Here is a 21,480-nt window from a genome sequence, read left to right as displayed (position 1 = left end):
ATGGCTTGTCTGAAAGTGAAGTGTCACATCAAGTGATATCGACGTTTAACTAATATTTAAATATTCCATGACGTTGTTTGACAGTACTCGTTTTCCCAGCGTGAAATTGTTTTCCGCTACGCGTCTCATTTTTTCTTTGTTATTAATAAATTGATAGAGTTCGTCGACGAATTCGTCACTTGGCAAACCGTCGTGCAACTCAGAGATCGTCATGATAGGGGCTTCAAAGCCGTGCTGGCCATAGACCTCATGGTAATACTCGTAGCTGGTGGCGATATAGCAGCGCCGGCAGCTGACCGCTTCGCCAATGGGATTGCCGTAGCTGTCATAGTCATATGAGGTGAGAAAAGAGACCAAATCGCAGGAGTAATAGAGATCTTCTATGCAAAGCGTATCACTTTGCGAACGCATACTGGCATGGGGAAGCATGCCGACAAATTTGACGTAGGGGAGAACTTGCAGTTCCTGCGCCAATTTGGCGAGCTGCAAATAACATGATGGATCCTCATATTCATTGCCGGCGATCGCCAAATAGACGCGGCGAACGTTGTTGTTACGTATAAATAAAGCGTTAAGCCTGCTGACCAGTACAATATCTCGGTCTAATCTTTTCTGGGGGATTATACGGGTGGTTCTGGCAATGAGAATGTCATTTTCACTTATATTAATCTGCTTTCTGCAGTTTATCCTTTCGAGACTTTCCGAGAAATCATAGGTGTTTTTCTTTACCTCGACATGGACATCATGGTTGCACCAGGCCTCAAGCTTCTGCTTCAGATCGTGATTGAGCGTGACATAGGTAATGTATTTTGAAGCGATAGGTTTGATGGCGTGAGAATAAGGTGGGGGGCCGTATTTGAGCACCTTTTTTTCACTGTTCCACATCAGGTCATGATCGCGCCATATCACGAAACGTGTCAATTGATAGCGTCGGCCATAGTCTTCTATCGCAAGATACAGTGCCTTGGTATAGATAATGTTTTCCGGCAGCGTGCCGTTTTCCACCACCACATGGCTGATCGCAAGCGCTTCCCATTGGGCGATGAGGCGATCCGCAAGTTGCCGTGCCGCCAGCGCAATAGTGCGCAACAAGCCGGCTTTTTCTTCATCGTCAATGGGCGTTTTCTGGCCGATCAGCGCCGCGTGTGCGTAGTCCAGAAAGGCGGGGTGATAGTCCGGAATCGACGTGATGCCGTCCAGGCGGACAAGCGTAAAGACATCCCGGTAAATATCATGCTCATGTCTATAGGATTTATTAAAGTTTCCCTTATCAATCTTGATGTCGTATCCCAGATCAAGATATGACCGAAATCCACATGCTTGCAGTCGTTTGGCAATCTTCATTGCTTCTACCGTGATCCCTGAGACCGAGACGGCATCGAACGAAATGAACATTGCATTCTTCTCTTGCCTAGCGTGCATCGCAGAACCTCCTGCCATTGAGTAGTGCATTGATTTGGATTAACTATTTTTTAACAAGTCTCCGGTAACGTTCCCAATTGAGTGGAAAAAAAATCGCTTTGACGCTCTGGAATACACTCAAATCCGACAGAACGGAAGCTTAACCGTTCAAAAATGTAAAGATACGTTTATGCTTTGTGAGGGTTCTCACAAATATCTCGGTGCGGGAGTGGTGAAAAAACAGTGGGAAATATGGGGGCAAAGCCCCCGAATACAGAATAGGCGGTGCCTGGTTTAACGATTCGTTATACCGCCTTTGGCGGGTTGTCGTATCGCCTGCAGCATTTCGGGCACCCGCTGGGATTCCACCGCCCGGCTGAACAGAAAACCCTGGCCAATATGGAAACCGGCTTCGCACAGCGTTTGCCGCTGTTGCTCGGTTTCCACGCCCTCGGCGATGATATCGATCGACAGCTTTTGACCGAGGATGCCGATGCTTTCCACGATCGCCAGGATCGCCGGTTCGGTATTCATACGTTGAACGAAGTCGCAGTCCAGCTTAATGCAGTCCAGCGGATAATCCATGATATGGCTGAATGAGGAGTGGCCGGTGCCGAAGTCGTCCAGCGCGATGCGGATGCCCATCTCCTTGAGCATTTGCAACGCGCGCAGCACGTACTTCGAGCCGTGTTTGTTGAACGCGTGCTCGGTCACTTCCAGTTCGATCAGGTGGTGGGGAATGCTGAATTTCAGCAGGCGCTGCAGGAAAGTTTCGGCGTAGTTGTCGCGTAAAAACTCGATCGGCGACACGTTCAGCGAGATGGGCCGCACCGCCACGCCCGCCGCGCGCCAGCGGGCGATATCGGCGAAGACCTTCAGCTGCATGGCTTCGCTGATTTTGGTCGCCAGCTCGTAGTCGTTGAACGCCTCGCTCACCGTCGCCGGCAGCTGCACGCCGTTGATCGGGCAGTGCCAGCGCAGTAAGGCTTCAAAGCCGACGATGCTGCCGTCGATGAGGCTGACCTTCGGTTGGTAGCTGGGGCGGATGCAGTTGTCGCGCACGATCTGGCGCGCGTAGTTGAGCTGGCTGGCGCGGGCGCGCGCCTTGTCCATCATCTTACGGTCGAACATATAGATGCCGCCGCGGCCGCCGTCTTTCAGCTCATACAGCGCGGTATCGGCGCATTTCATCAGTTCCGAAGCGTCGCGGGCGTCTTTGGGATAGATGGCGCCACCGATGCTCATGCCGCAATGCAGCGTCTTGCCGCCGTGAGTGATCGGCGTCTCCAGCTGCAGCAGAAACTTGTTGGCGATGCGGAAAATATCCTGCTCGTTTTCGACGTCGCTGATCACGACGGCGAACTCATCGCCGCCGAGGCGAGAGACGAACGAGTGCGTATTCATGCAGATGCTGAGCCTTTTGCCCAAAACCCGCAGCAGATGATCGCCCGCCGCGTGGCCCAGCGTGTCGTTCACCAGCTTGAAGTGGTCAAGATCCAGCAGCATCAGCCCGAGCGACTTGTTGCCGTGCAGGGCGCGCTTCATCTCTTGCTTCAGTTTCTTCTTGAATAAGCGCCGATTGGGCAGGCCGGTCAATTCGTCATATTCGCTGGCGAGCAACAGACGTTGTTCCATCACGCGTTGCGAAGTCACGTCACGCGAGACGCACAAGATCTCGGCCACGGTACCGCGTTCGTCGCTGACCGGCGTGAGAATGTTGTCCCAATGCTGTTTTTTACCCTGCGGCGTCACGCTCAATCCCGTGAAGCGCGCATTTTTTCCTGATCTGACGCTGCGCAGCGCCTTGCGGCCGCGGCGCCGGATCTCGGGTGACAGCAGGCCCAGCCAGGGCATGCCAAACTCTTTTTGCGCCGGATCAAGACCGAGCGCCAGGCTGCCGGAACGGTTCATGTGGCGCAGCGTGCCGTCGTGATTGATCACTTTGATGCAGTCGACACTGGCGTCCAGCATGTCTTGCTGGATAGAGAGCGTCTGAACATTTTTCTGGCGCTGCAGCATTTGCGGATGGATGTCGGTCGCCGTGAGGTACCAGCTGGGCTCCAGCGCCATGCCGTCCTGCCGGGCGTTAAACGCCAGCATAAACCAACGGTAGGTGCCGCTGCGATCGCGCAGGCGTGCCTCGCCGGCGAACGAGGAGAGGGCCACGATCGCCTGGCGCCATTGTGCCGCCAGCCGCTCGCGATCGTCGGGGTGAAGGGCATCGAGCCAGTCAGCGGCGCCGTGCTCACCGGTCATTGCGCCGGTATAGTCGCGCCACTGTTTATTAAAGTAGCCGCCAAGGCGGTTGCCGAAGCAAATCAGACCGGGCAAGTCGTCTACGATTTCGCTATAGAGAGTAATCGGATTTTTGTTATTGGTTTGCTTGGGCAACAGGGTCATGCGGCCTTTCCTCGGAAAATTACCCATATTCTCGCTCTATAGCAGAGCTTCTTTCAATATAGTCTTGCCAATGAAATTGGGAATAGCCAGCGGGTGCGGCTAAAAATAAGCCCGCTAGCATGGAATACATCCAGCGTGAACGCATTAGGAATACTCCTGTTATTTATAAGCCCCCCTTATATTGCAGCGAAAAATAAGTGATCGGACCACGGTGTGTTGTTGTCGTGAAAATTAACCATTCTTGATGTTTCTATAGGGCTAAATGTTCAGTCGCCATGATGCTCTCCCGAACGCTCTTCAGCGTGCTCTATGCGGTAACGCTGACAAAAAACGCAGCCCAGACGGTGATAAACGCCATTTTATGCACGTTTAAGCAGCCGCCTATGCCCCTTCCCAGTTGGCTTATCTGAAGATACATGATGTAAATCAAGAAATGTTTTGTTTCATCTGTTGACACTTTGCTTACGTATAAGATAGCCTCGCGAATGAAAATCATTAACAAAATTGGATGATTAAGCGAGATGCACCCACTGTCTGATTCTCGCGCTCCGGCCAGATGGCCGAGCTGCCCCGGCGTAACGGCGCCGATAAACGTACATTCGCCCCCTGTTTGCCTCTCAGCGCCATAGGTGCCAGGCGCGGCGGCATACTCTTGTCTGCCCGCACAAGTTTTCGTCACTCAGCATGTCTTCTCATGCGGCCCGTATCGGGTCTGCATGCGCTATCTGTTGTTTCACTATCAAGGGAGGTCGCAGGGCGGTTCAAACGTAAGTTTTCTTCTGGGTATAAATAAACATGGAGCGTAAAATGAAACTTAATAGAAAATTGAAGTTAGCGTATTGCGTTTTTCTGGGTTGTTATGGCTTATCCATTCATTCTTCTCTTGCCGCTTATCAGGATCCCGGTCGGTTGGGCGCGCCTGACAGTTGGAAAACCGCTGAGTTTAACCGCCAATGGGGGCTTGAGGCTATTTCCGCCGAATTTGCCTATGCCAGAGGGTATACTGGAAAAGGCATAACCATCGGCATTATCGACAACGCCATTCTTTCCCATTCTGAATTCGCCGGCAAACTGACGCGATTGGATAACGGCAGTTATAATTTCTCGTACGATAAACAAGACAATATGTCTTTCGGCGATCACGGTACCCATGTAGCCGGTATTGCCGCAGCGAAAAGAGACGGCGGCGGTATGCACGGCGTGGCTTTCGACGCGGATATTATCGGCACCAAATTGAATGACTACGGTAACCGCAACGGCCGTGAGGCGTTGATTCAGAGCGCGGCTCGCGTCATCAACAACAGCTGGGGGATTGCACCGGACATTCGCCTTGATGCCAAAGGCGATATCATTTGGTTGCCGAACGGCAGGCCGGACTACGTGGCATTCGTAAAAAGCGAAGTGATCGGCGAGATGATGCGCAACAAGGCCAGTGTGGAATGGGGCAGCGAACAGCCGGTGCCTACCGGCGCGCACAGCGCGATGCCAACGCTGCTGCGGGCGGCCCGGCACGGTAAGCTGATCGTCTTCTCGGCAGGCAATTACAACAACTACAATATTCCCGAAGCGCAAAAATCGCTGCCTTACGCCTTCCCGGACGTCTTGAACAATTACCTGATCGTGACCAACCTGAGCGACGAAAACACGTTAAGCGTCTCTTCGACGAGCTGCGGGCAAACGGCCAGTTACTGCGTTTCCGCACCGGGCTCCGATATTTACAGCACCGTCGGCCGGCTGGAGTCCAATACCGGCGGCGCCGTTAATCGCGAAGCCTATAATAAGGGCGAGCTTTCGCTTAATCCCGGCTACGGCAATAAATCCGGCACCTCAATGGCGGCGCCGCACGTTACCGGCGTTGCCGCCGTATTGATGCAACGCTTCCCTTATATGAGCGCCGATCAAATATCCGCGGTAATTAAAACCACCGCCACCGATTTGGGTGTTGCCGGTATTGATAATCTGTTTGGCTGGGGACGTGTCAATTTACGTGATGCGATCAACGGCCCGAAAATGTTTATTACCCAAGAGGATATCCCGCAGGAATATTATGTACCGGGCTCCTACAGTGAAAAACAGTTCGTGGTGAATATCCCCGGTCTGGGAAATATCGTCGAACCCGGTACCTCTGTTGAGCGGCGCTGCACGTCGAGCGAATGCGACTTCGATTCGTGGAGTAACGACATCAGCGGGCACGGCGGCTTGACCAAAACGGGCGCCGGCACGCTGGCGTTGTTGGGTAATAACACCTATCGCGGTGATACCTGGGTAAAACAGGGCGTGTTGGCGATCAACGGTTCGGTGGCCTCCAACGTCTATATCGAAAATAGCGGCACCTTGTCCGGTGAGGGTACCGTAGGCGCCTTCAGGGCGGTTCGGGGCGGCAGCGTCGCGCCGGGTAACGGCATCGGCACGCTGCATGTGTTGCACGACGCCATTTTTGATCGCGGTTCGCAGTATAACGTGGAAGTGGCTGACAATGGCCGCAGCGACAAGATCGACGCACGACGCGCGTTTCTCAACGGCGGCAGCGTGAACGTCAGCCTGGAGCACAGCAAAAATCTGCTGTCGCAGAATGAGGCGCAAAGTTTGTTGGGCAACAAATACACCATCCTGACGACGACAGACGGCGTCAACGGCCGGTTCGAAAACGCCAACCCAGCGTATCCGTTTGTTAATGTGACGCTGGATTATCAGGGTAATGACGTCGGCCTTGGCATCACCCGCACCGCCGCCCGTTTTGACACCCTGGCCAGCACTGAGAACGAAAAAGCGGTGGCCCGCGCGGTGGAAACGCTCAACGCGACGGAACCGGTCACGGAAACGGTGAAGCGCAGCGTGGCTGCCCCTACCGCTGAGGCGCTAAACGCACTGCAAAGTGATGAAGGCAAAGCGCAAGCCGATACCGAAGATGCGGGCGTCGTAACCGGCCATCCGGTGTATGAAAGCTTCCTCGGCTTCACGTCGGCCAGAGAGCTGCAACAGGCGACCCGCCAACTGTCCGGCCAGGTCCATGCGGATATGGCTTCCGCCCAGATTAACGAAAGCCGTTACCTACGCGATGCCGCCACCGAGCGCTTGCGCCAGGCGGAAGGCCGCCGTATCGCTTCCGATATCAAGGCGGATGATAATGGGGCCTGGGCGAAACTGCTGGGCAACTGGGGGCATGCTTCCGGCAACGATAATGCCACCGGTTACCAAACGTCCACCTACGGCGTGCTGTTGGGTTTGGATGGCGAGCTGTTTGACGACGGCCGGCTTGGGGTAATGACCGGGTATACCCGCACCTCGCTGGACGGTGGTTATCAGTCAGATGCGCACAGCGACAACTACCATTTGGGGCTGTATGGCGACAAACGCTTCGGTGCGTTGGCGCTGCGGGCGGGGGGCACCTATACCTGGCATCGTATCGATACCTCACGCTCGGTGAACTACGGCGCACAGTCGGATCGCGAGAAGGCCAGCTATAACGCGCGCACCGGCCAGCTGTTTATCGAAAGCGGTTACGATTGGAGCAACGATGTGGCCAATCTGGAGCCATTCGCCAACCTGGCGTACACCCACTATCGGAATGAGGGGATCAGCGAGCAAGGCGGGGCGGCGGCGCTGCGCGGCGATAAGCAAAGCCAGTCTGCCACCGCGTCAACGCTGGGCCTGCGGGCCGATACCCAATGGCAGGCCGATAGCGTGGCGATCGCGCTGCGCGGCGAACTGGGCTGGCAGCATCAATACGGCAAGCTGGAGCGCAAAACGCAGCTGATGTTCAAACGTACCGATGCGGCGTTCGACGTGAACAGCGTGCCGGTTTCCCGCGATGGGGCGATTCTGAAAGCGGGCGTCGATGTTGCGGTAAACAAAAACGCCGTCTTGTCCCTTGGCTACGGCGGGCAGTTATCGTCAAACCACCAGGATAACAGCGTCAACGCCGGTCTGACCTGGCGCTTCTGATCGCGGTTAGCGTGCTTCACCCTACTCAGCCTCCATCGCAACGATGGAGGTTTTTTATTGGGCGGGCGGCAAGCCGTCGACGATGGTAATCATGGCTTCCGCCACGTGGTGCCGCTGTTGTTTTGCCAACTGATAGGCCGGTGAATGGTAGCAAGCCAACGCGGTAGCGTAGTCGTCGAATTCGATCAGCACATGCTTTATGAACGCTGGGCCTTCGAGCGTTTGCGCCTGTTCGCCGCGGGCGAGAAAACGGGCGTTGAACTGGCGAAACGCCTGGGGCGCCAAATCCATATAATGCTGATATTGCTGCGGATCTCTTACGGTGACATGGGCAATCCAATACGCGGGCATTTCAGGACTCCTGCTGCAGAATGCGCTTGGCCAGTGCGGCAGCCTCGGTCAGATGTTCGATGACCTCTTGCCTGGCCTGCGCCGGGTTGTTTTGCTCGATGGCGTGATAGATCCGCGTCATGCGCTCGAAACCGGCCAGCTGACGCTCCGGGGTTTTCAAGGTCAGGGCGCGCAGGCGGCTGATGCGGCTATTCAGGCGTTGAACGATTTCCCAGGCGATGGCGTGATGGGCCACCTGGAAAATGGTTTCATAAAAAGCCTGCGACGCTTCAACGCGCTGAATATCGTCCTGCCCGGCCGAAGCCTGATTAATTGCAATTAATTTTTCATGCAGTTTCTTTTTATCTTCCGGCCCAGCGTTCAAGGCGCAGTCGTGAGCGGCATCCTGTTCAAGCAGCAGACGAATAGTATAAATCTGCTCGGCAATGTCCCAGGTCAAAATAGCGACAATCGGCCCTTTCTTGCCGAGCGTCTCAATGAGTCCCTCCGCTTCGAGATAACGGATCACCTCACGCACCACGCTGCGGCTGACGCCCAGCTCCTCGCACAGGCTGCGTTCCACCAAACGATCGCCGGCCTGAAAATACCCTGAGATAATCGCCTGCCTAATTTTCGCCAATGCCAATTCGCGCAAGGTGACCGGTGCATTCTCAATCTTCAATGATGCCTGAACCATAATTGTCTCTATTTTTTGTGGATCATCATTAATCCGGATAACGACGCGAATTCCCGTTTGCCCGGTACTATTAACATCTTTCCAACCCGCAAAGCAACGGCGGCCGATTTCGCGCCGCATCGCCAAAACGGTGAATGTTGCAGCAGCTCACAAAATCGAAAGATAGCCTAAAAAAACCGCTTTTCGTTGCCGATACCCGCTGGCTCAACGGGTTCGGCACCGGCACAGGTTGCCGAGTGGGGGCGGTCATGGCCGGCGTTTTGCCCCCCGTCAAAGCCCAAGTGAGTTTATTAATGCATTGATTAATAAATGTTATTTTTAATTTATTTTTGCCGTCTCATCGTAAAATAAGAATACCGTATTATGGTATACCAAATTTTGACATGCCAATCTGCCCGATGCTATACCCTCGAATCGTGACACATGGTTAACATTTGATTTACTTTTCGAGGTCCCTTATGCATCAAGACATTCGCAAGACCCTGGTCTCTACCGAAACGATCTACACCGACGGCGGCAAATCGGCGGGCAAACCGCTGGTGATGATCGCCGCTGCGGCGGTCATCAAAAACCCCTGGGCCAGACAAGGCTTTGTCGAGGATCTGGCGCCAAAGATTCGAGAAATGGCGCCGGTGCTGGGTGAGCTGCTGACCGGTTTGATCCTCAAGGAAGCCGGCTCCGGCGAGCGGGTGGAAGCCTTCGGCAAAAGCGCGGTGGTGGGGCTGGGCGGCGAGTTGGAACACGCCTCGGCGTTGATCCACACGCTGCATTTCGGCAACCACTACCGTTCGGCGGTCAACGGCAAAAGCTATCTGGCGTTCAACAATACCCGTGGGCCGGCCAACGCGCCGATTCTGATCCCGATGATGGGGAAAAACGACGAAGGCAGCCGTGAGCACTACCTGACATTCCAGTTCAACATCAACGACGCGCCTTTCGACGACGAGATCGTCATTGCACTGGGCGCGGCGCTGGGGGGGCGGCCGCATCACCGTATCGGCAACCGTTATTTGGATCTGAAAGAGTTGGGCCATGATCAGAACAATCCGGCAGCTGTCTGAGCCCGCTCTGCGGGTGGGGTATCTGGAGGCCGGGCATGGCGAGCCGCTGGTGTTGATCCACGGCGTAGGCATGAACGCGGAGGTCTGGTATCCCCAGCTCGATGCGCTTAGCGCGCGCTTTCGGGTCATCGCCGTCGATATGCCGGGCCACGGCGAAAGCGAAGGCTTCGCCCACGCCGCGACGCTGGAGGATTATGTGCGCTGGATGGCGGCCTTCTTAAACACCCTGGATGCGCCGAGCTTTGCGGTGGCGGGGCACTCGATGGGGGCGTTGATCACCGCCGGTTTGGCGATCGATTATCCGGAGCGGGTTAATCGCGCCGTGGTGATGAGCGGCGTGTTCCAACGTACGCCCCAAGCCAGCGCCGCGGTCGCGCAACGCGCCAGCGCGTTGGCCAGCGGCCAGACGCAGCTCGACTCGCCGCTGAGCCGGTGGTTCGGCGCCGATCCTGTCGAACAGCATCTGCGCCGGCAGGTGGGCGGCTGGTTACAACAGGTAGACGTCACGGGCTATGCCCGCGCGTATCAGGCGTTTGCGACCGGCGATCGGGTGTATGCCCAGCGTTGGCACCTTATCCGCTGCCCGGTGTTGGTATTGACCGGCGAGCACGACGCCAATTCCAGCCCGGAGATGGCGCGGCAAATGGCGCAGGCCGCCCCGAACGGGCGCGCGGTGATCATTGAAAACGCCAAACACATGGTCAGTTTGACCGATGCGCAACGCGTCAACGCGCTGATGCTCGATTTTCTGACCGCAGAGCAACCTTTGACTGTAGGAGCGGCAAATGGACGCGGATAAACGCAGGCAGTTGCGCGACGCTTTCGGCGCCTTTATGACCGGCGTCACCATTGTAACCTCGGTGGACAAGCAGGGGCAGCCGATTGGCTTCACCGCCAATTCGTTTTCGTCAGTGTCGCTGGATCCGGCGCTGCTGTTGGTGAGCATCGATAAGCGTTCGGCGAATCTGGAGCACTTTACCCAGTGCAGCCATTTCGCCATCAATATTCTGGCGGAACGGCAAAAAGAGGCTTCAACCATTTTTGCGCAAAAGAACGAAGACCGCTTTGCGCTGATCGATTGGCGCTGGAGCGCGTCACGGGTGCCGCTGATCGATAACAGTTCGGCGTGGTTCGACTGTTCGCTGCATCAGGTGGTGGACGCCGGCGACCATGCCATTCTGATCGGCAAGGTCGAAGGGTTCGAGTCCAACGCGACCGCCGGTCTGGGGTATTACCGCGGCGCATACTTCACGCCTTATCAAAACGCGCAGTCGCTGATTGGCGGGCCGCAGGTGGTGGTGAGCGCGCTGATCGAGTTTGAAGGGCACGCCGTGATGGTGCGGCAAAACGACGGCGGCTATCAACTGCCGTCCAGCGCGGTGGAGAAACGCAGCGTCAGCGAAACGTTGGGGGATTTACTGCAGCAGTTGGGCATCAACGCCCATCCGGGTTTCGTCTATTCCGTCTACGACGACCGGCAGAAGCACCAGCAACACATCGTTTTTCTGTGCGCGCTGCCGACCGACACCGGCAGCTTGACCCCGCAGCTGAGTGCGGCGGAATGGTTCGACATGCCGACGCTGGCGCGGCTGCCGATCAAGGATCCGGCGCTGCGGTCGATGCTGGCCCGGTTCGTCAAAGAAAACGCCGTAGGCAATTACGGTATCTATTATGGCGATGAGCACAACGGTGCCATCAAGCAATTCGCCGGTTGAGGCTGAACGGGAGAGTGTGATGAAACTGTCTTTATTCGTGCATATGGAACGAACGTTACCCGAAGAGTCGCAGGAAAAGCTCTACCAGGAGATGATCGAACTGTGTGAAATCGCCGATCGCGGCGGCATGCACGCCATCTGGACCGGTGAGCACCACGGCATGAATTTCACCATCGCGCCGAATCCGTTCATCAATCTGGCGGACATTGCCCGACGCACTTCCAGGGTGCGGCTCGGCACCGGCACCATCATTGCACCGTTCAATCACCCGATCCGTCTGGCGGGCGAGGCGGCGATGACCGACATCATCACCGGCGGCAGGCTGGAGCTGGGTATCGCGCGCGGCGCCTATTCCTATGAATACGAACGGCTGATGCCTGGTTTGACCGCTTGGGATGCCGGGCAACGCATGCGTGAGCTGATCCCGGCGGTAAAAAAACTCTGGCAGGGCGACTATGCCCATCAGGGGGAATACTGGTCGTTCCCGGCGACCACCTCCTCGCCGCTGCCGAAACAGCAGCCGCATCCGCCGATTTGGGTGGCGGCGCGCGATCCCAACAGCCACGAATTTGCGGTGCAAAACGGCTGCAACGTTCAGGTTACGCCGCTGCATCAGGGGGAAGAGGAGATCGTGCGGCTGGTGACCTGTTTCAACGAGGCGCGTGCGCGTTTCGCCGCCGAGCAGCCGCTGAAGATCATGCTGTTGCAGCATGGCTACGTGGCGGAAGACGAGGCGGACGCCCGTCTGGCGGCGGAAGAGCTCAACCGTTTCTACCATTACTTCGGCGCCTGGTTCAAGAACCAACGTCCGGTTCAGCAAGGATTGATTCAGCCGCTCAGCGACGAGGAGATTGCCGCCAATCCCTATTACTCCGCCGACATGATGCGCACCAACCTGGCTATCGGCACCGCCAATGAGGTCATTACGCGGCTGAAAAAATATGAGGCGCTGGGTTATGACGAGTTTGCGTTGTGGATCGACAGCGGCATGAGCTTTGCGCGTAAGAAGGCCTCTCTGGAGCGGTTCATTCGCTGCGTGATGCCGGAATTTCACTAACGGAGGCGCTAATGGAGTCGTTCGAACTTTATATTGATGGTCGGTTTGATGGCGGATCGGCGACCTTTGCCTCGCTCAATCCGGCGACCGGCGAACCCTGGGCGCAGGTGGCGGAAGCGCGCGCCCAGGATGTGGATCGCGCCGTTGCGGCGGCACACCGGGCGTTTCAGGGAGCCGAATGGCGCGACATGACCGCCGGCGCGCGCGGCAAGCTGTTGTTACGGCTGGCCGATTTGCTGGAGCAACACGCCCCCGAACTGGCGCGGCTGGAGACGCTGGATACCGGCAAGATCATCCGTGAAACCCAGGCGCAGATCGCTTATGTAGCGGAATACTACCGGTACTACGCCGGCCTGGCCGATAAGATGGAAGGCAGCGTGCTGGCGATCGACAAACCCGATATGGAAACCTGGGTTCGACGTGAGCCGATCGGCGTGGTGGCGGCGATCGTGCCCTGGAACAGTCAGCTGTTTCTCGCGGCGGTGAAAATTGGCCCGGCGATCGCCGCCGGCTGCACCCTGGTGGTGAAAGCGGCGGAAACCGCGCCTGTGCCGCTGCTGGCGTTCGCCAAACTGATAGACCAGGCCGGCTTTCCACGCGGCGTGTGCAATGTGATCACCGGCTTTGCCGCCGAATGCGGTGCGGTGCTGACGGCGCATCCGCAGGTAGACCACATCGCCTTTACCGGCGGCGCGGAAACCGCGAGGCATATCGTTCGCGGCAGTGCGGAAAATCTCGCCAGCACCTCGCTGGAGCTGGGCGGAAAATCGCCGTTTATCGTCTTCGACGACGCGGATCTGACCAGCGCGGCGAATGCGCAGGTGGCGGCCATTTTCGCCGCGTCGGGTCAGAGCTGCGTAGCCGGTTCGCGCCTGCTGGTGGCGGAAAGCATCAAAGACGCGTTTTTGGCCCGGCTGACGGAGAGGGTGCGCAGTATCCGCATCGGGCCGCCGGATCGCCCGGACACTCAGTTTGGGCCGCTTTGCACCCGGCAGCAGCAAGCACGGATCGCCGCCATCGTCAGCCGCTCGCTGGAGCAGGGGGCGAAACTGGTGATTGGCCATGCGGCGATCGATTCACCGGGATTTTACTACCCGCCGACGATCGTCGATTGCAGCGCGCAGCCCGACGCCGAGTGCGTGAAGCAAGAGCTGTTCGGCCCGGTGCTGTCGGTGTTGACCTTCAGGGACGAAGCGGAGGCCATCCAGCTTGCCAATGATTCAGCCTATGGCCTGGCGGCCGGCATTTTCACGCAGAACCTGACGCGCGCGCACCGGGTGACCCGTCGCCTGCGGGTGGGCGTGGTGTGGCTCAATACCTATCGAGCAGTATCGCCGCTGGCGCCGTTCGGCGGTTACGGCAAGTCGGGGTTTGGCCGCGAGGGCGGGATTGACGCCGCGCTGGAATACACCACCAGCAAGACGGTATGGCTGCGCACCAGTGACGATCCGATAGACGATCCCTTCGTCATGCGCTGAGCCAGCGCAATCAGGCGCGATCTCGGATCGCGCCCGGCAACCCAGTTTTCATCGCGTTGAAACCGGCGATCGCAATGTCGCCGGGGCAAACGCACGCTTTTTTCGACGTATTGGCACCCTACACGCTGTAAAAAATAATAATCCAGGTTAACCGGGGGATATATGAATTCTCAGCCAGAGCAGACCGCGTTTATTGAAGACAAGTCGATCGATTTTGTTCCCGCCGGGGAGCGTCATGGCCATGCCCGCAGCCTGTTCACCCTGTGGTTTTGCACCAACATTGCGCCGCTGGCGGTCGTGACCGGGGCCATCTCCACGCAGACGTTTCATCTCGATATTCTCTCGGCGCTGAGCGCGATTATCGCCGGCCACCTGTTCGGCGGCATTTTTCTGGCGCTGACCTCGGCCCAGGGGCCACAGGTCGGGATACCGCAAATGGTGCAGAGTCGGGCGCAGTTCGGCCGCTATGGGTCGCTGTTGGTGATCGTGTTCGCCACGGTGATCTATCTGGGATTCTTCATTTCTAACATCACGCTTTCGGGCAAGGTCATCCATAACGTCATCCCGTCATTGAACATGGGCGCGGCGACGGTGATTGGCGCGGTGCTGGCGACGCTGATCGGGGTGGTGGGCTACCGTTTCATCCATAAGATCAACAAAATCGGCGCCTGGGTGATGGGCAGCGCGTTGATTCTCGGGCTGGTATTGATGTTTTCTCAACCGCTGCCGGCGGATTTTTGGCAGCGGGGATCGTTCAGCATTGCCGGTTGGTTCGCCACGTTCTGCATCGGCGCCGTCTGGCAAATCAGCTTCTCGCCCTACACGTCAGACTATTCGCGCTACCTGCCGGCGGAAGTCGGCATCGCCAAACCCTTCCTGTATACCTACTTCGGCGCCTGCAGCGGCACCATTTTGGCCTTTGTGTTCGGCATGGTGGCGGTCAATCTGGTCGCCGGCAGCGACGATGCCATGGAGGCGGTGCGTCAGGCGACGGGAGGGTTGGGGCCGGTGCTGATGGTGTTGTTTCTGATCAACATCATCTGCCATAACTCGATGAATTTGTACGGTGCGGTGCTCTCGTTGATTACCGCCGTACAAACCTTCTTGCCGCAGTGGATGCCGAATGCGCGTATACGCACGCTGTTCTCGACATTGATTCTGCTGGGATCGGTATGGGTGGCGTTGGTCGCCTCGGCCAACTTCGTTCATCTGTTCCTGAACCTGATCTTTGCCTTGATCTCGGTGTTGATCCCGTGGTGCATGATCAATCTGATCGATTTTTACCTGCTTAACCGCCAACGCTATGACATTTCGGCCATTTTCAGCGCTGACGGCGGGCGCTATGGCCTGCTTAACACCCGCGCGCTCGGCGTTTATTTCGGCGGTATTGCGGTGCAGGTGCCTTTCGTTGAGAACGCGTTCTTCTCCGGCCCCTATGCCAATCTGATCCCGGGCGCAGACATTTCCTGGGTGATCAGCATGGTGCTGACCGGTATCGCTTACCCATTGTGTTGCTCACGGCGGGCTAACTGGGCGGTGCAGTTATAATTCGCGTGTATCACTGGTCAGCATAAAGTCCGGTTTGAGTGATATGATAAAGTAATATTTAGAACAGGATGTTTCTAATTTTTTAATTTATTAAATTAGATAATAATCATATGAAATGGCTAAATGGATTTGGGCTAACTTATGATTGTTATATTAATGTTGCTACTCATGGTGTTTTATATATCTCTAGCTTATGAGTTTAGAAGAATGAAAAAGCGGAGAATATATGCCTGGCATAAAAGGAAAAGAAAGAAGTCGGTTAAGCGATTAATCAACATGCTCTTATTTAAATAATTTTCCGGAGCAATCTTTACAGGGGTAGCACGATGCGCTGAGAGATCTCTTTCCCTGATGATTGTTTGTCTTGCTGCGTTGATATCGCATCGGGTTGGCACCGTCGCAATATCAGCCTGCGGGGAACAGCCGCTGCTGCCAATCCGTCAGTTGCGCCAGTGTCATGGGCTTGGCGGCAATGATTGCGCGATTTTCCAAGGCAATTTCCCGGGCACGCTGCAACGATTCGGTGCTGAGGTGCTGCAAGTTTTGTTGCGTCACCTGTTGTATTTGCGCCAGTTCACCCGCGCTAACGTGCGGCAGCTCATGACTCATCTGTAATAAGAATTCGTCGGTTAACTGCCGTAGCTGTTCAACGGTGAACGTCGGGGATTGCAGCGCGAACAGCAGGCCTTCGGCATCGGCGCAGCGGTGGAAGGCGCATTGCACCACGTAGCCCACGTTGCGATCCACGCGCAGCCGCTGAAAATAGCGCGGCGCGTAAAGCTGGGCCAGCACGCGCAGCGCCCAACGGCCTTCGGCTTCGCCGTTTGGCAGCGGGTAAAATTGCAGTAAGGCGCTTTCGGCACCGCTTTCCGTCAGCGTGACGGGGCGCTGATGCTGATGTGTCGGCAGCGGCGGCTCCGCGGCCACGGAAAAGGGGAAGTCGTACAGCAGGTGCGACAGCTGCCGTTTTAACTCGCCATCGCCGCCGATCAAGGTGGCATGCCATTGCGCCGCTGCGGTTGGTGCACTGAGCGCCGCCGGCAATTGCGCTAACAGGCGGCGAATGGCGATATCGCTTTGTTCTTTCAACTGCGTATGGCGCAGGTTCCTCGCCGCTTCGCTGAGGATAGCCTGCGGCAACGCCGCCAGCGCTCGGTTCACCTCGCTCATCCCGTGGCAGAGCAGCGCGTGGCTGCCCGCCAGTTGCAGCAGCCACACGCCCTGGTGGCGTTCGAAGCTTAAATGACCCTCCCGATGCGCCAGCTCGGCCGCCCCGGCGCGCAGCGCCGCCTGTAAGCCGTAAGCTTGTTCATCACTGAAGGGGCTGGACGGCACCGGCCGCAGCAGCAGCACCGGCTGCGCTTCGCCGGGGAGCAGATGCCGCAGCGGCGCCAGGCCGGAAGGCAATCTCGGGCTTGGCAGCGCCGCCGAGGAGGAGAAAAAGTGGAAAGGTTCCGCTGCAGGCGTCAGCGCGGCGCCGGCGAAGGGGCCAAGCGCCAGCGGCAGCCCTTGAATTTCACGGGTTTCGCCGTCACCATCGGATCGCACGGCCAGGCGACGACGCGGCGCGCAAATCAGCGCCGCAATATGCCGCGGCCAATCGTCGTTCGGTTCCGCCGGCGGCAGCCCTAGCGCTCTGGCACGCAGCTGGTCGAGCGGCGTCAAGCGGTGGAAATCGCGATTTGCCAGGTGTTCGTAATGCGCAAGCTGAGCCGGTGCCAGCACCTGCAGCGCCCGTAGCCACGCCAGCAGCGCGCTTTCGATGTGGGCAGCTTCAGCGGCTGAACCGTGATTGACGGTAAAGATAAAACTCAGCAGGGCGTTGTTCTCACTGCAGCGCGAATAATCCAGCCGAACGGCGTCACACCACGCCTGCGCACGCAGCCGGGCCAGCAGCCCGCCGGGGGCTTCGTCCTGCAGCAGGCCCTCCAGCCGCCGCAACCAACCGCGTGAATGGGAACGCGGCAGGGCAAATACCAATCTCAGCTGCGGCGTGCCGGGAAGAGACAGGGTGTAATCTTCCGCAGCGGTCAGCGGCGGCAATGCCTCGTGTGGTGTGGCGCTGCCCGATGGCAAGCGGCTGCCGTAGCACTGGGCCAGCGCATGCAGCTGTACCAGCGATTGCGGGCCTTGCAGCCACAGCGTCATGTTTGGCGCGCGAAAATAGCGCTGGTGAAACTGCCGCAGCGCCTGCTGCAAGGCGGAAATGTCGTTGCCGAACGCGGCGCGGCTGCCGATATGAAAGCGGTGCATTGCGTCCAGGCCACCGAACATCTGCCGCTGTGCGGCTTCGCAGCGGGTTTCCACCTCGGCGCGCAGCAGGCGATATTCAGCGTCGATGACCTCAACCTCTTGTGCGATCGCCTCGGCCGCCAGCTGTGGAGCGGCGAGCATATCGCTCAGCCGCGCCAACCCCTGCGCCAAATGTTCGGTGCCCACCTCGAAGAAGAACGCAGTTTGGGTGGCCTGGGTGGTGGCGTTCAGTCGGCCAGCCACCGACGGTACCCAGCCCATCAGGCCATCTTGCGCGCTGAAGTTCGCGCTGCCGCGAAACAACATATGCTCCAGCAGGTGCGCCAGGCCCGGCCAGGCGACGGGCGCCTGAAAACGGCCCGCTTCAATGCGCACCAGCGCGGCGGCGCCGGCGGCGGCAGGATCGCTTATCGCCTTGACGGCCAAACCGTTGTCGAGCTGCCAAGAGGTGCCGGCGAGTGCCATCGTCAACCCTTGAAGATCAGACGGGAGTTGGTCTGATTGCGAAAACGCAGCTGATCGATACCGATCTGCGAACGGTTCGCCGCTTCCCGCGCCGCCAGAATGGTGCCGTGGTGCGGCGATTTGCCGCATACCGGATCGGCGTTGTCGGCGTTGCCTGTCAGCATGAACGCCTGACAGCGGCAGCCGCCGTAGTCTTGCTCTTTCTCCGAGCAGGAACGGCAGGGCTCCGGCATCCAGTCATAGCCGCGATAGCGGTTAAAACCGAACGAGTGGTACCAGATATGCTGCAAATCGTGCTCCAGCACCGACGGGAAGGCGATCGGTAACTGACGAGCGCTGTGACAGGGTAACGCCATGCCTTCTGGCGTCACGCTCATGAAGATGGCGCCCCAGCCGCCCATGCAGCCTTTGGGGCGCTCCTCGTAGTAGTCCGGCGTGACGAACAGCAGATTGGCCAGCTTGCCCTCGGCGGCCATGCGTTCGCGGTAGCGTTTCACCACCGCTTCCGCGTCGGCGATCTGCTCGCGGGTCGGCAGCAGGCCCTCGCGGTTGAGGTGCGCCCAGCCGTAGAACTGGCAGGTCGCCAGCTCGACGTCGTCGGCGTCCAACTGGATCGCCAGTTCGATAATGCGGTCGATCTGGCCGATATTATGGCGATGCAGCACGAAGTTGAGCACCATCGGATAGCCGAGGGCCTTGACCGCCTTGGCCATGGCCAGCTTCTGCTGAAACGCCTTGGCAGAGCCCGCCAGCGCGGCGTTCAGCGTTTCGTCGCTGGCCTGAAAGCTGATCTGGATATGATCCAGCCCTGCGTCGGCGAAGGTCTGCAGCTTCTTCTCGGTCAGGCCGATGCCGGAAGTGATCAGGTTGGTGTAAAAGCCGAGATCGCGCGCGGCGGCGATCAGCTCGGGCAGGTCTTTACGCACCAGCGGCTCGCCGCCGGAAAAACCGAGCTGCACGCTGCCCATCGCCCGCGCCTGGCGAAACACCTCGATCCACTGCGCGGTAGTCAGTTCTTTTTCCTGCGCGGCAAAATCGAGCGGGTTGGAGCAATAGGGGCACTGCAGCGGGCAGCGGTAGGTCAGCTCCGCCAGCAGCCAGAGCGGCGGGTTCACCGCCGGCGCGCGTGCTTCAGTCACGGAAGGTCACCCATTTTTGTTCATAGGCGCGCTGGAAAAATTCCAGCACGTCATCTGCCAACCCCTCGGCGCCGGGGAAGCGGGCGTTCAGCTGCGCGATGATGCCGTTCAGCGTGGTGTGGCCGTCGACCAACTGCAAGATGGCGGCGGCGCTGTCGTTCAGCTTGGCCATGCCTTCCGGGTAGAGGATCACATGGCTGTTTTGCACCTGCTCCCATTGCAGGCGGTAGCCGCGGCGGAAGACGGGGGTGTGCTCAGGGTTCAGCGTCATTACACCAGCCTCTGGTTGTGCCATACCCGCGCGGCGGTCACGCTGTGGTAAGGCGGGCGGTTCAGGGTATAGGCCATGCTCATGGCGTCCAGCATGCTCCACAGAATATCCAGCTTGAACTGCAGGATCTCCAGCATGCGCCGCTGCTTTTCAACGGTGTCGCAATAGTCCAGCGCCAACGCCAGGCCGTGTTCCACATCGCGGTTGGCCTGGCCGAGGCGGCTGCGGAAATAATCGTAACCGGCGGCGTCGATCCACGGGTAGTGCTGCGGCCAGCTGTCGAGGCGCGATTGGTGGATTTGCGGCGCGAACAGTTCGGTCAGCGAGCTGCAGGCCGCTTCCTGCCAGCAAGCGCGGCGAGCGAAATTGACATAGGCGTCCACCGCAAAACGCACGCCCGGCAGCACCAACTCTTCAGAGAGCAGGGTGTCGCGCTGCAGCCCGACGGCTTCGCCCAGGCGCAGCCAGGCTTCGATGCCGCCTTCGCTGCCGCCGTAGCCGTCGTGATCCAGGATACGCTGCACCCATTTGCGGCGGGTTTCCGGCTGTGGGCAGTTAGCCATGATCGCCGCGTCTTTGATCGGAATGCTGGTCTGGTAGTAGAACCGGTTGGCCACCCAGCCCTGGATCTGCTCGCGGGTCGCTTCGCCGTTGTGCATCGCGATGTGGTACGGGTGGTGGATATGGTAATAAGCGCCTTTGGCGCGCAGCGCCGCTTCAAACGCCTGTGGGTCAAGGGGGAGTGGTTGCGTCATGGCGGTTCCCTACAGTTCGATATTCATGCCGTCCCAGCTCACTTCAATGCCGGCGGCGGTCAGGCTTTGCCGCTCTACCGAGTCTTCATTGAGGATAGGGTTGGTATTGTTAATGTGGATCAGGATTTTGCGCCTGGCGGGCAAGGTGGCGAGCAGAGCTGCCAGCCCGTGTTCTTCCGCCAGCGCCAGATGCCCCATGTCCTTGCCGGTATTGCGGCCCACGCCGGCGTTGGCCAGTTCGTTGTCGCGCCACAGCGTGCCGTCGATCAGCAGGCAGTCCGCGCGGCGCAGCCACGGCATCAGCGCCTCGTCCGGCTCACCCAGGCCCGGTGCATACAGCAGCCCGACCCCGCGTGCGGTATCTTCGATAAACAGCGCCACGTTGTGGCCCGGCAACGGACGATCGCGATACGGCGAATAGGGCGGCGCGTTGCTGAGCAGCGGAATGGCGGTAAAGCGCACGGTCGGGCAGACCGCCGTGTGGAACGGCTCACCGGGCGTCACCGGGTGGTGAATCAGCCCGCCGTTCCAGTGGGAGAGCATGGGAAACACCGGGAAGCCGGTGCTGAGATCGTCATGTACTTCAGGCGTGCACCAGACGTGATGCGGACAGCCCTCACGCAAATTGAGTAAGCCCGCGCTGTGATCGATCTGGCTGTCGGTCAGCACGATCGCGCCGATACCGGTGCCGCGCAGCACGTCGGGATTATTCAATTCGGGCGAGGCCAACAGCTGATGGCAAATGTCCGGGGAAACGTTGCACAGCACCCAGTTTTTACCGTCATCATCACTGATGGCGATGGAAGACTGCGTGCGGCGCGTGGCGTTGATGCTGTGGTCGCGAACGCCCCGGCAGTTTTCGCAGTTGCAATTCCACTGGGGAAAGCCGCCGCCCGCCGCCGAGCCGAGAACTTTTATCTGCATGTCTAAACCAGAAAGAGAGGGAAAGAAATGCCCGCGCGAAA

At 58.2% G+C, this 21,480-nt stretch carries 17 protein-coding genes; 7 read left to right on the top strand and 10 right to left on the bottom strand.

Annotated features, from left to right (window positions below):
• Positions 1-45: 45 nt before the first annotated feature.
• The 3 genes from FHU12_RS27280 to FHU12_RS09240 all read right to left on the bottom strand — a co-directional run bounded on the left by FHU12_RS27280 (position 46) and on the right by FHU12_RS09240 (position 4,480).
• On the bottom strand, positions 46-1,395 hold the full coding sequence (locus FHU12_RS27280) for a glycosyltransferase family protein (protein WP_260440717.1): 1,350 nt from the start codon (positions 1,393-1,395) through the stop codon (positions 46-48).
• A gap of 300 nt (positions 1,396-1,695) precedes the next feature.
• The gene (locus FHU12_RS09245) at positions 1,696-3,801 is read right to left on the bottom strand and encodes a putative bifunctional diguanylate cyclase/phosphodiesterase (RefSeq protein ID WP_141968920.1); all 2,106 of its coding nucleotides are present in this window, start codon (positions 3,799-3,801) and stop codon (positions 1,696-1,698) included.
• 307 nt (positions 3,802-4,108) lie between these two features.
• The gene (locus tag FHU12_RS09240) at positions 4,109-4,480 is read right to left on the bottom strand and encodes a hypothetical protein (RefSeq protein WP_141968917.1); all 372 of its coding nucleotides are present in this window, start codon (positions 4,478-4,480) and stop codon (positions 4,109-4,111) included.
• A gap of 230 nt (positions 4,481-4,710) precedes the next feature.
• Here FHU12_RS09240 and FHU12_RS09235 point away from each other — a divergent pair, with 230 nt between their 5' ends.
• Complete coding sequence (locus tag FHU12_RS09235) at positions 4,711-7,746, top strand: autotransporter domain-containing protein (RefSeq protein WP_141968915.1); 3,036 nt, start codon at positions 4,711-4,713, stop codon at positions 7,744-7,746.
• A 54-nt stretch (positions 7,747-7,800) separates the two neighbouring features.
• Here FHU12_RS09235 and FHU12_RS09230 read toward each other — a convergent pair whose 3' ends face one another.
• A complete protein-coding gene (locus FHU12_RS09230; RefSeq protein WP_141968913.1) occupies positions 7,801-8,097 on the bottom strand; it encodes a DUF1330 domain-containing protein in 297 nt (98 codons plus the stop codon).
• Between the two features lies 1 nt (position 8,098).
• On the bottom strand, positions 8,099-8,893 hold the full coding sequence (locus tag FHU12_RS09225) for a GntR family transcriptional regulator (protein ID WP_230489775.1): 795 nt from the start codon (positions 8,891-8,893) through the stop codon (positions 8,099-8,101).
• Positions 8,894-9,231: 338 nt separating this feature from the next.
• On the opposite strand from FHU12_RS09225, the gene FHU12_RS09220 reads away from it, so the two are divergent.
• The 6 genes from FHU12_RS09220 (at position 9,232) to FHU12_RS09195 (ending at position 15,632) form a co-directional block, all read left to right on the top strand.
• Positions 9,232-9,834 carry an amino acid synthesis family protein gene (locus tag FHU12_RS09220; RefSeq protein ID WP_043137410.1) on the top strand — a complete coding sequence of 201 codons (603 nt, stop codon included), beginning with the start codon at positions 9,232-9,234 and terminating at the stop codon, positions 9,832-9,834.
• Entirely contained in the window at positions 9,806-10,633 is an 828-nt protein-coding gene (locus tag FHU12_RS09215) for an alpha/beta fold hydrolase (protein ID WP_141968911.1), read from the top strand. The genes FHU12_RS09220 and FHU12_RS09215 overlap by 29 nt, the downstream gene beginning before the upstream one ends.
• Positions 10,620-11,549, top strand: a complete 930-nt coding sequence (locus FHU12_RS09210; RefSeq protein ID WP_141968909.1) for a flavin reductase family protein — start codon at positions 10,620-10,622, stop codon at positions 11,547-11,549. The genes FHU12_RS09215 and FHU12_RS09210 overlap by 14 nt, the downstream gene beginning before the upstream one ends.
• A gap of 19 nt (positions 11,550-11,568) precedes the next feature.
• Complete coding sequence (locus tag FHU12_RS09205; protein WP_141968907.1) at positions 11,569-12,606, top strand: LLM class flavin-dependent oxidoreductase; 1,038 nt, start codon at positions 11,569-11,571, stop codon at positions 12,604-12,606.
• 11 nt (positions 12,607-12,617) lie between these two features.
• On the top strand, positions 12,618-14,084 hold the full coding sequence (locus FHU12_RS09200) for an aldehyde dehydrogenase (RefSeq protein ID WP_141968905.1): 1,467 nt from the start codon (positions 12,618-12,620) through the stop codon (positions 14,082-14,084).
• A 162-nt stretch (positions 14,085-14,246) separates the two neighbouring features.
• Entirely contained in the window at positions 14,247-15,632 is a 1,386-nt protein-coding gene (locus FHU12_RS09195; protein ID WP_141968903.1) for a purine-cytosine permease family protein, read from the top strand.
• A 405-nt stretch (positions 15,633-16,037) separates the two neighbouring features.
• Here the strand turns inward: FHU12_RS09195 and pqqF are convergent, their stop codons facing one another.
• Genes pqqF through pqqB form a run of 5 tightly spaced genes read right to left on the bottom strand, consistent with a single transcriptional unit; the run spans position 16,038 to position 21,439 of the window.
• Positions 16,038-18,350, bottom strand: coding sequence for a pyrroloquinoline quinone biosynthesis protein PqqF (gene pqqF / locus FHU12_RS09190; protein ID WP_141968901.1), 2,313 nt, complete (start codon positions 18,348-18,350; stop codon positions 16,038-16,040).
• A gap of 2 nt (positions 18,351-18,352) precedes the next feature.
• On the bottom strand, positions 18,353-19,489 hold the full coding sequence (gene pqqE / locus FHU12_RS09185; RefSeq protein WP_141968899.1) for a pyrroloquinoline quinone biosynthesis protein PqqE: 1,137 nt from the start codon (positions 19,487-19,489) through the stop codon (positions 18,353-18,355).
• The gene (pqqD, locus tag FHU12_RS09180) at positions 19,482-19,760 is read right to left on the bottom strand and encodes a pyrroloquinoline quinone biosynthesis peptide chaperone PqqD (RefSeq protein WP_016927749.1); all 279 of its coding nucleotides are present in this window, start codon (positions 19,758-19,760) and stop codon (positions 19,482-19,484) included. Before pqqD ends, pqqE begins: the two co-directional genes overlap by 8 nt.
• Positions 19,760-20,515, bottom strand: a complete 756-nt coding sequence (gene pqqC / locus FHU12_RS09175; RefSeq protein ID WP_141968897.1) for a pyrroloquinoline-quinone synthase PqqC — start codon at positions 20,513-20,515, stop codon at positions 19,760-19,762. The genes pqqD and pqqC overlap by 1 nt, the downstream gene beginning before the upstream one ends.
• A gap of 9 nt (positions 20,516-20,524) precedes the next feature.
• Positions 20,525-21,439, bottom strand: a complete 915-nt coding sequence (pqqB, locus tag FHU12_RS09170; protein ID WP_141968895.1) for a pyrroloquinoline quinone biosynthesis protein PqqB — start codon at positions 21,437-21,439, stop codon at positions 20,525-20,527.
• Between the last annotated feature and the right edge of the window lie 41 nt (positions 21,440-21,480).

The sequence above is a fragment of the Serratia marcescens genome, from assembly GCF_006715005.1.
GTDB lineage: Bacteria > Pseudomonadota > Gammaproteobacteria > Enterobacterales > Enterobacteriaceae > Serratia > Serratia montpellierensis.
The sequence above is the reverse complement of the archived record's forward strand: the minus strand, read 5'-3'. Positions and strand labels throughout refer to the sequence as shown.

What these genes read in the sequence shown, in the direction of transcription:
- FHU12_RS27280 (WP_260440717.1), bottom strand. Translation starts at nt 1,395, where the DNA reads ATGTTCATTTCGTTCGATGCCGTCTCGGTCTCAGGGATCACGGTAGAA.
- FHU12_RS09245 (WP_141968920.1), bottom strand. Translation starts at nt 3,801, where the DNA reads ATGACCCTGTTGCCCAAGCAAACCAATAACAAAAATCCGATTACTCTC.
- FHU12_RS09230 (WP_141968913.1), bottom strand. Translation starts at nt 8,097, where the DNA reads ATGCCCGCGTATTGGATTGCCCATGTCACCGTAAGAGATCCGCAGCAA.
- FHU12_RS09225 (WP_230489775.1), bottom strand. Translation starts at nt 8,893, where the DNA reads ATGCGGCGCGAAATCGGCCGCCGTTGCTTTGCGGGTTGGAAAGATGTT.
- FHU12_RS09220 (WP_043137410.1), top strand. Translation starts at nt 9,232, where the DNA reads ATGCATCAAGACATTCGCAAGACCCTGGTCTCTACCGAAACGATCTAC.
- FHU12_RS09215 (WP_141968911.1), top strand. Translation starts at nt 9,806, where the DNA reads ATGATCAGAACAATCCGGCAGCTGTCTGAGCCCGCTCTGCGGGTGGGG.
- FHU12_RS09210 (WP_141968909.1), top strand. Translation starts at nt 10,620, where the DNA reads ATGGACGCGGATAAACGCAGGCAGTTGCGCGACGCTTTCGGCGCCTTT.
- FHU12_RS09205 (WP_141968907.1), top strand. Translation starts at nt 11,569, where the DNA reads ATGAAACTGTCTTTATTCGTGCATATGGAACGAACGTTACCCGAAGAG.
- FHU12_RS09200 (WP_141968905.1), top strand. Translation starts at nt 12,618, where the DNA reads ATGGAGTCGTTCGAACTTTATATTGATGGTCGGTTTGATGGCGGATCG.
- FHU12_RS09195 (WP_141968903.1), top strand. Translation starts at nt 14,247, where the DNA reads ATGAATTCTCAGCCAGAGCAGACCGCGTTTATTGAAGACAAGTCGATC.
- pqqF (WP_141968901.1), bottom strand. Translation starts at nt 18,350, where the DNA reads ATGGCACTCGCCGGCACCTCTTGGCAGCTCGACAACGGTTTGGCCGTC.
- pqqD (WP_016927749.1), bottom strand. Translation starts at nt 19,760, where the DNA reads ATGACGCTGAACCCTGAGCACACCCCCGTCTTCCGCCGCGGCTACCGC.
- pqqC (WP_141968897.1), bottom strand. Translation starts at nt 20,515, where the DNA reads ATGACGCAACCACTCCCCCTTGACCCACAGGCGTTTGAAGCGGCGCTG.
- pqqB (WP_141968895.1), bottom strand. Translation starts at nt 21,439, where the DNA reads ATGCAGATAAAAGTTCTCGGCTCGGCGGCGGGCGGCGGCTTTCCCCAG.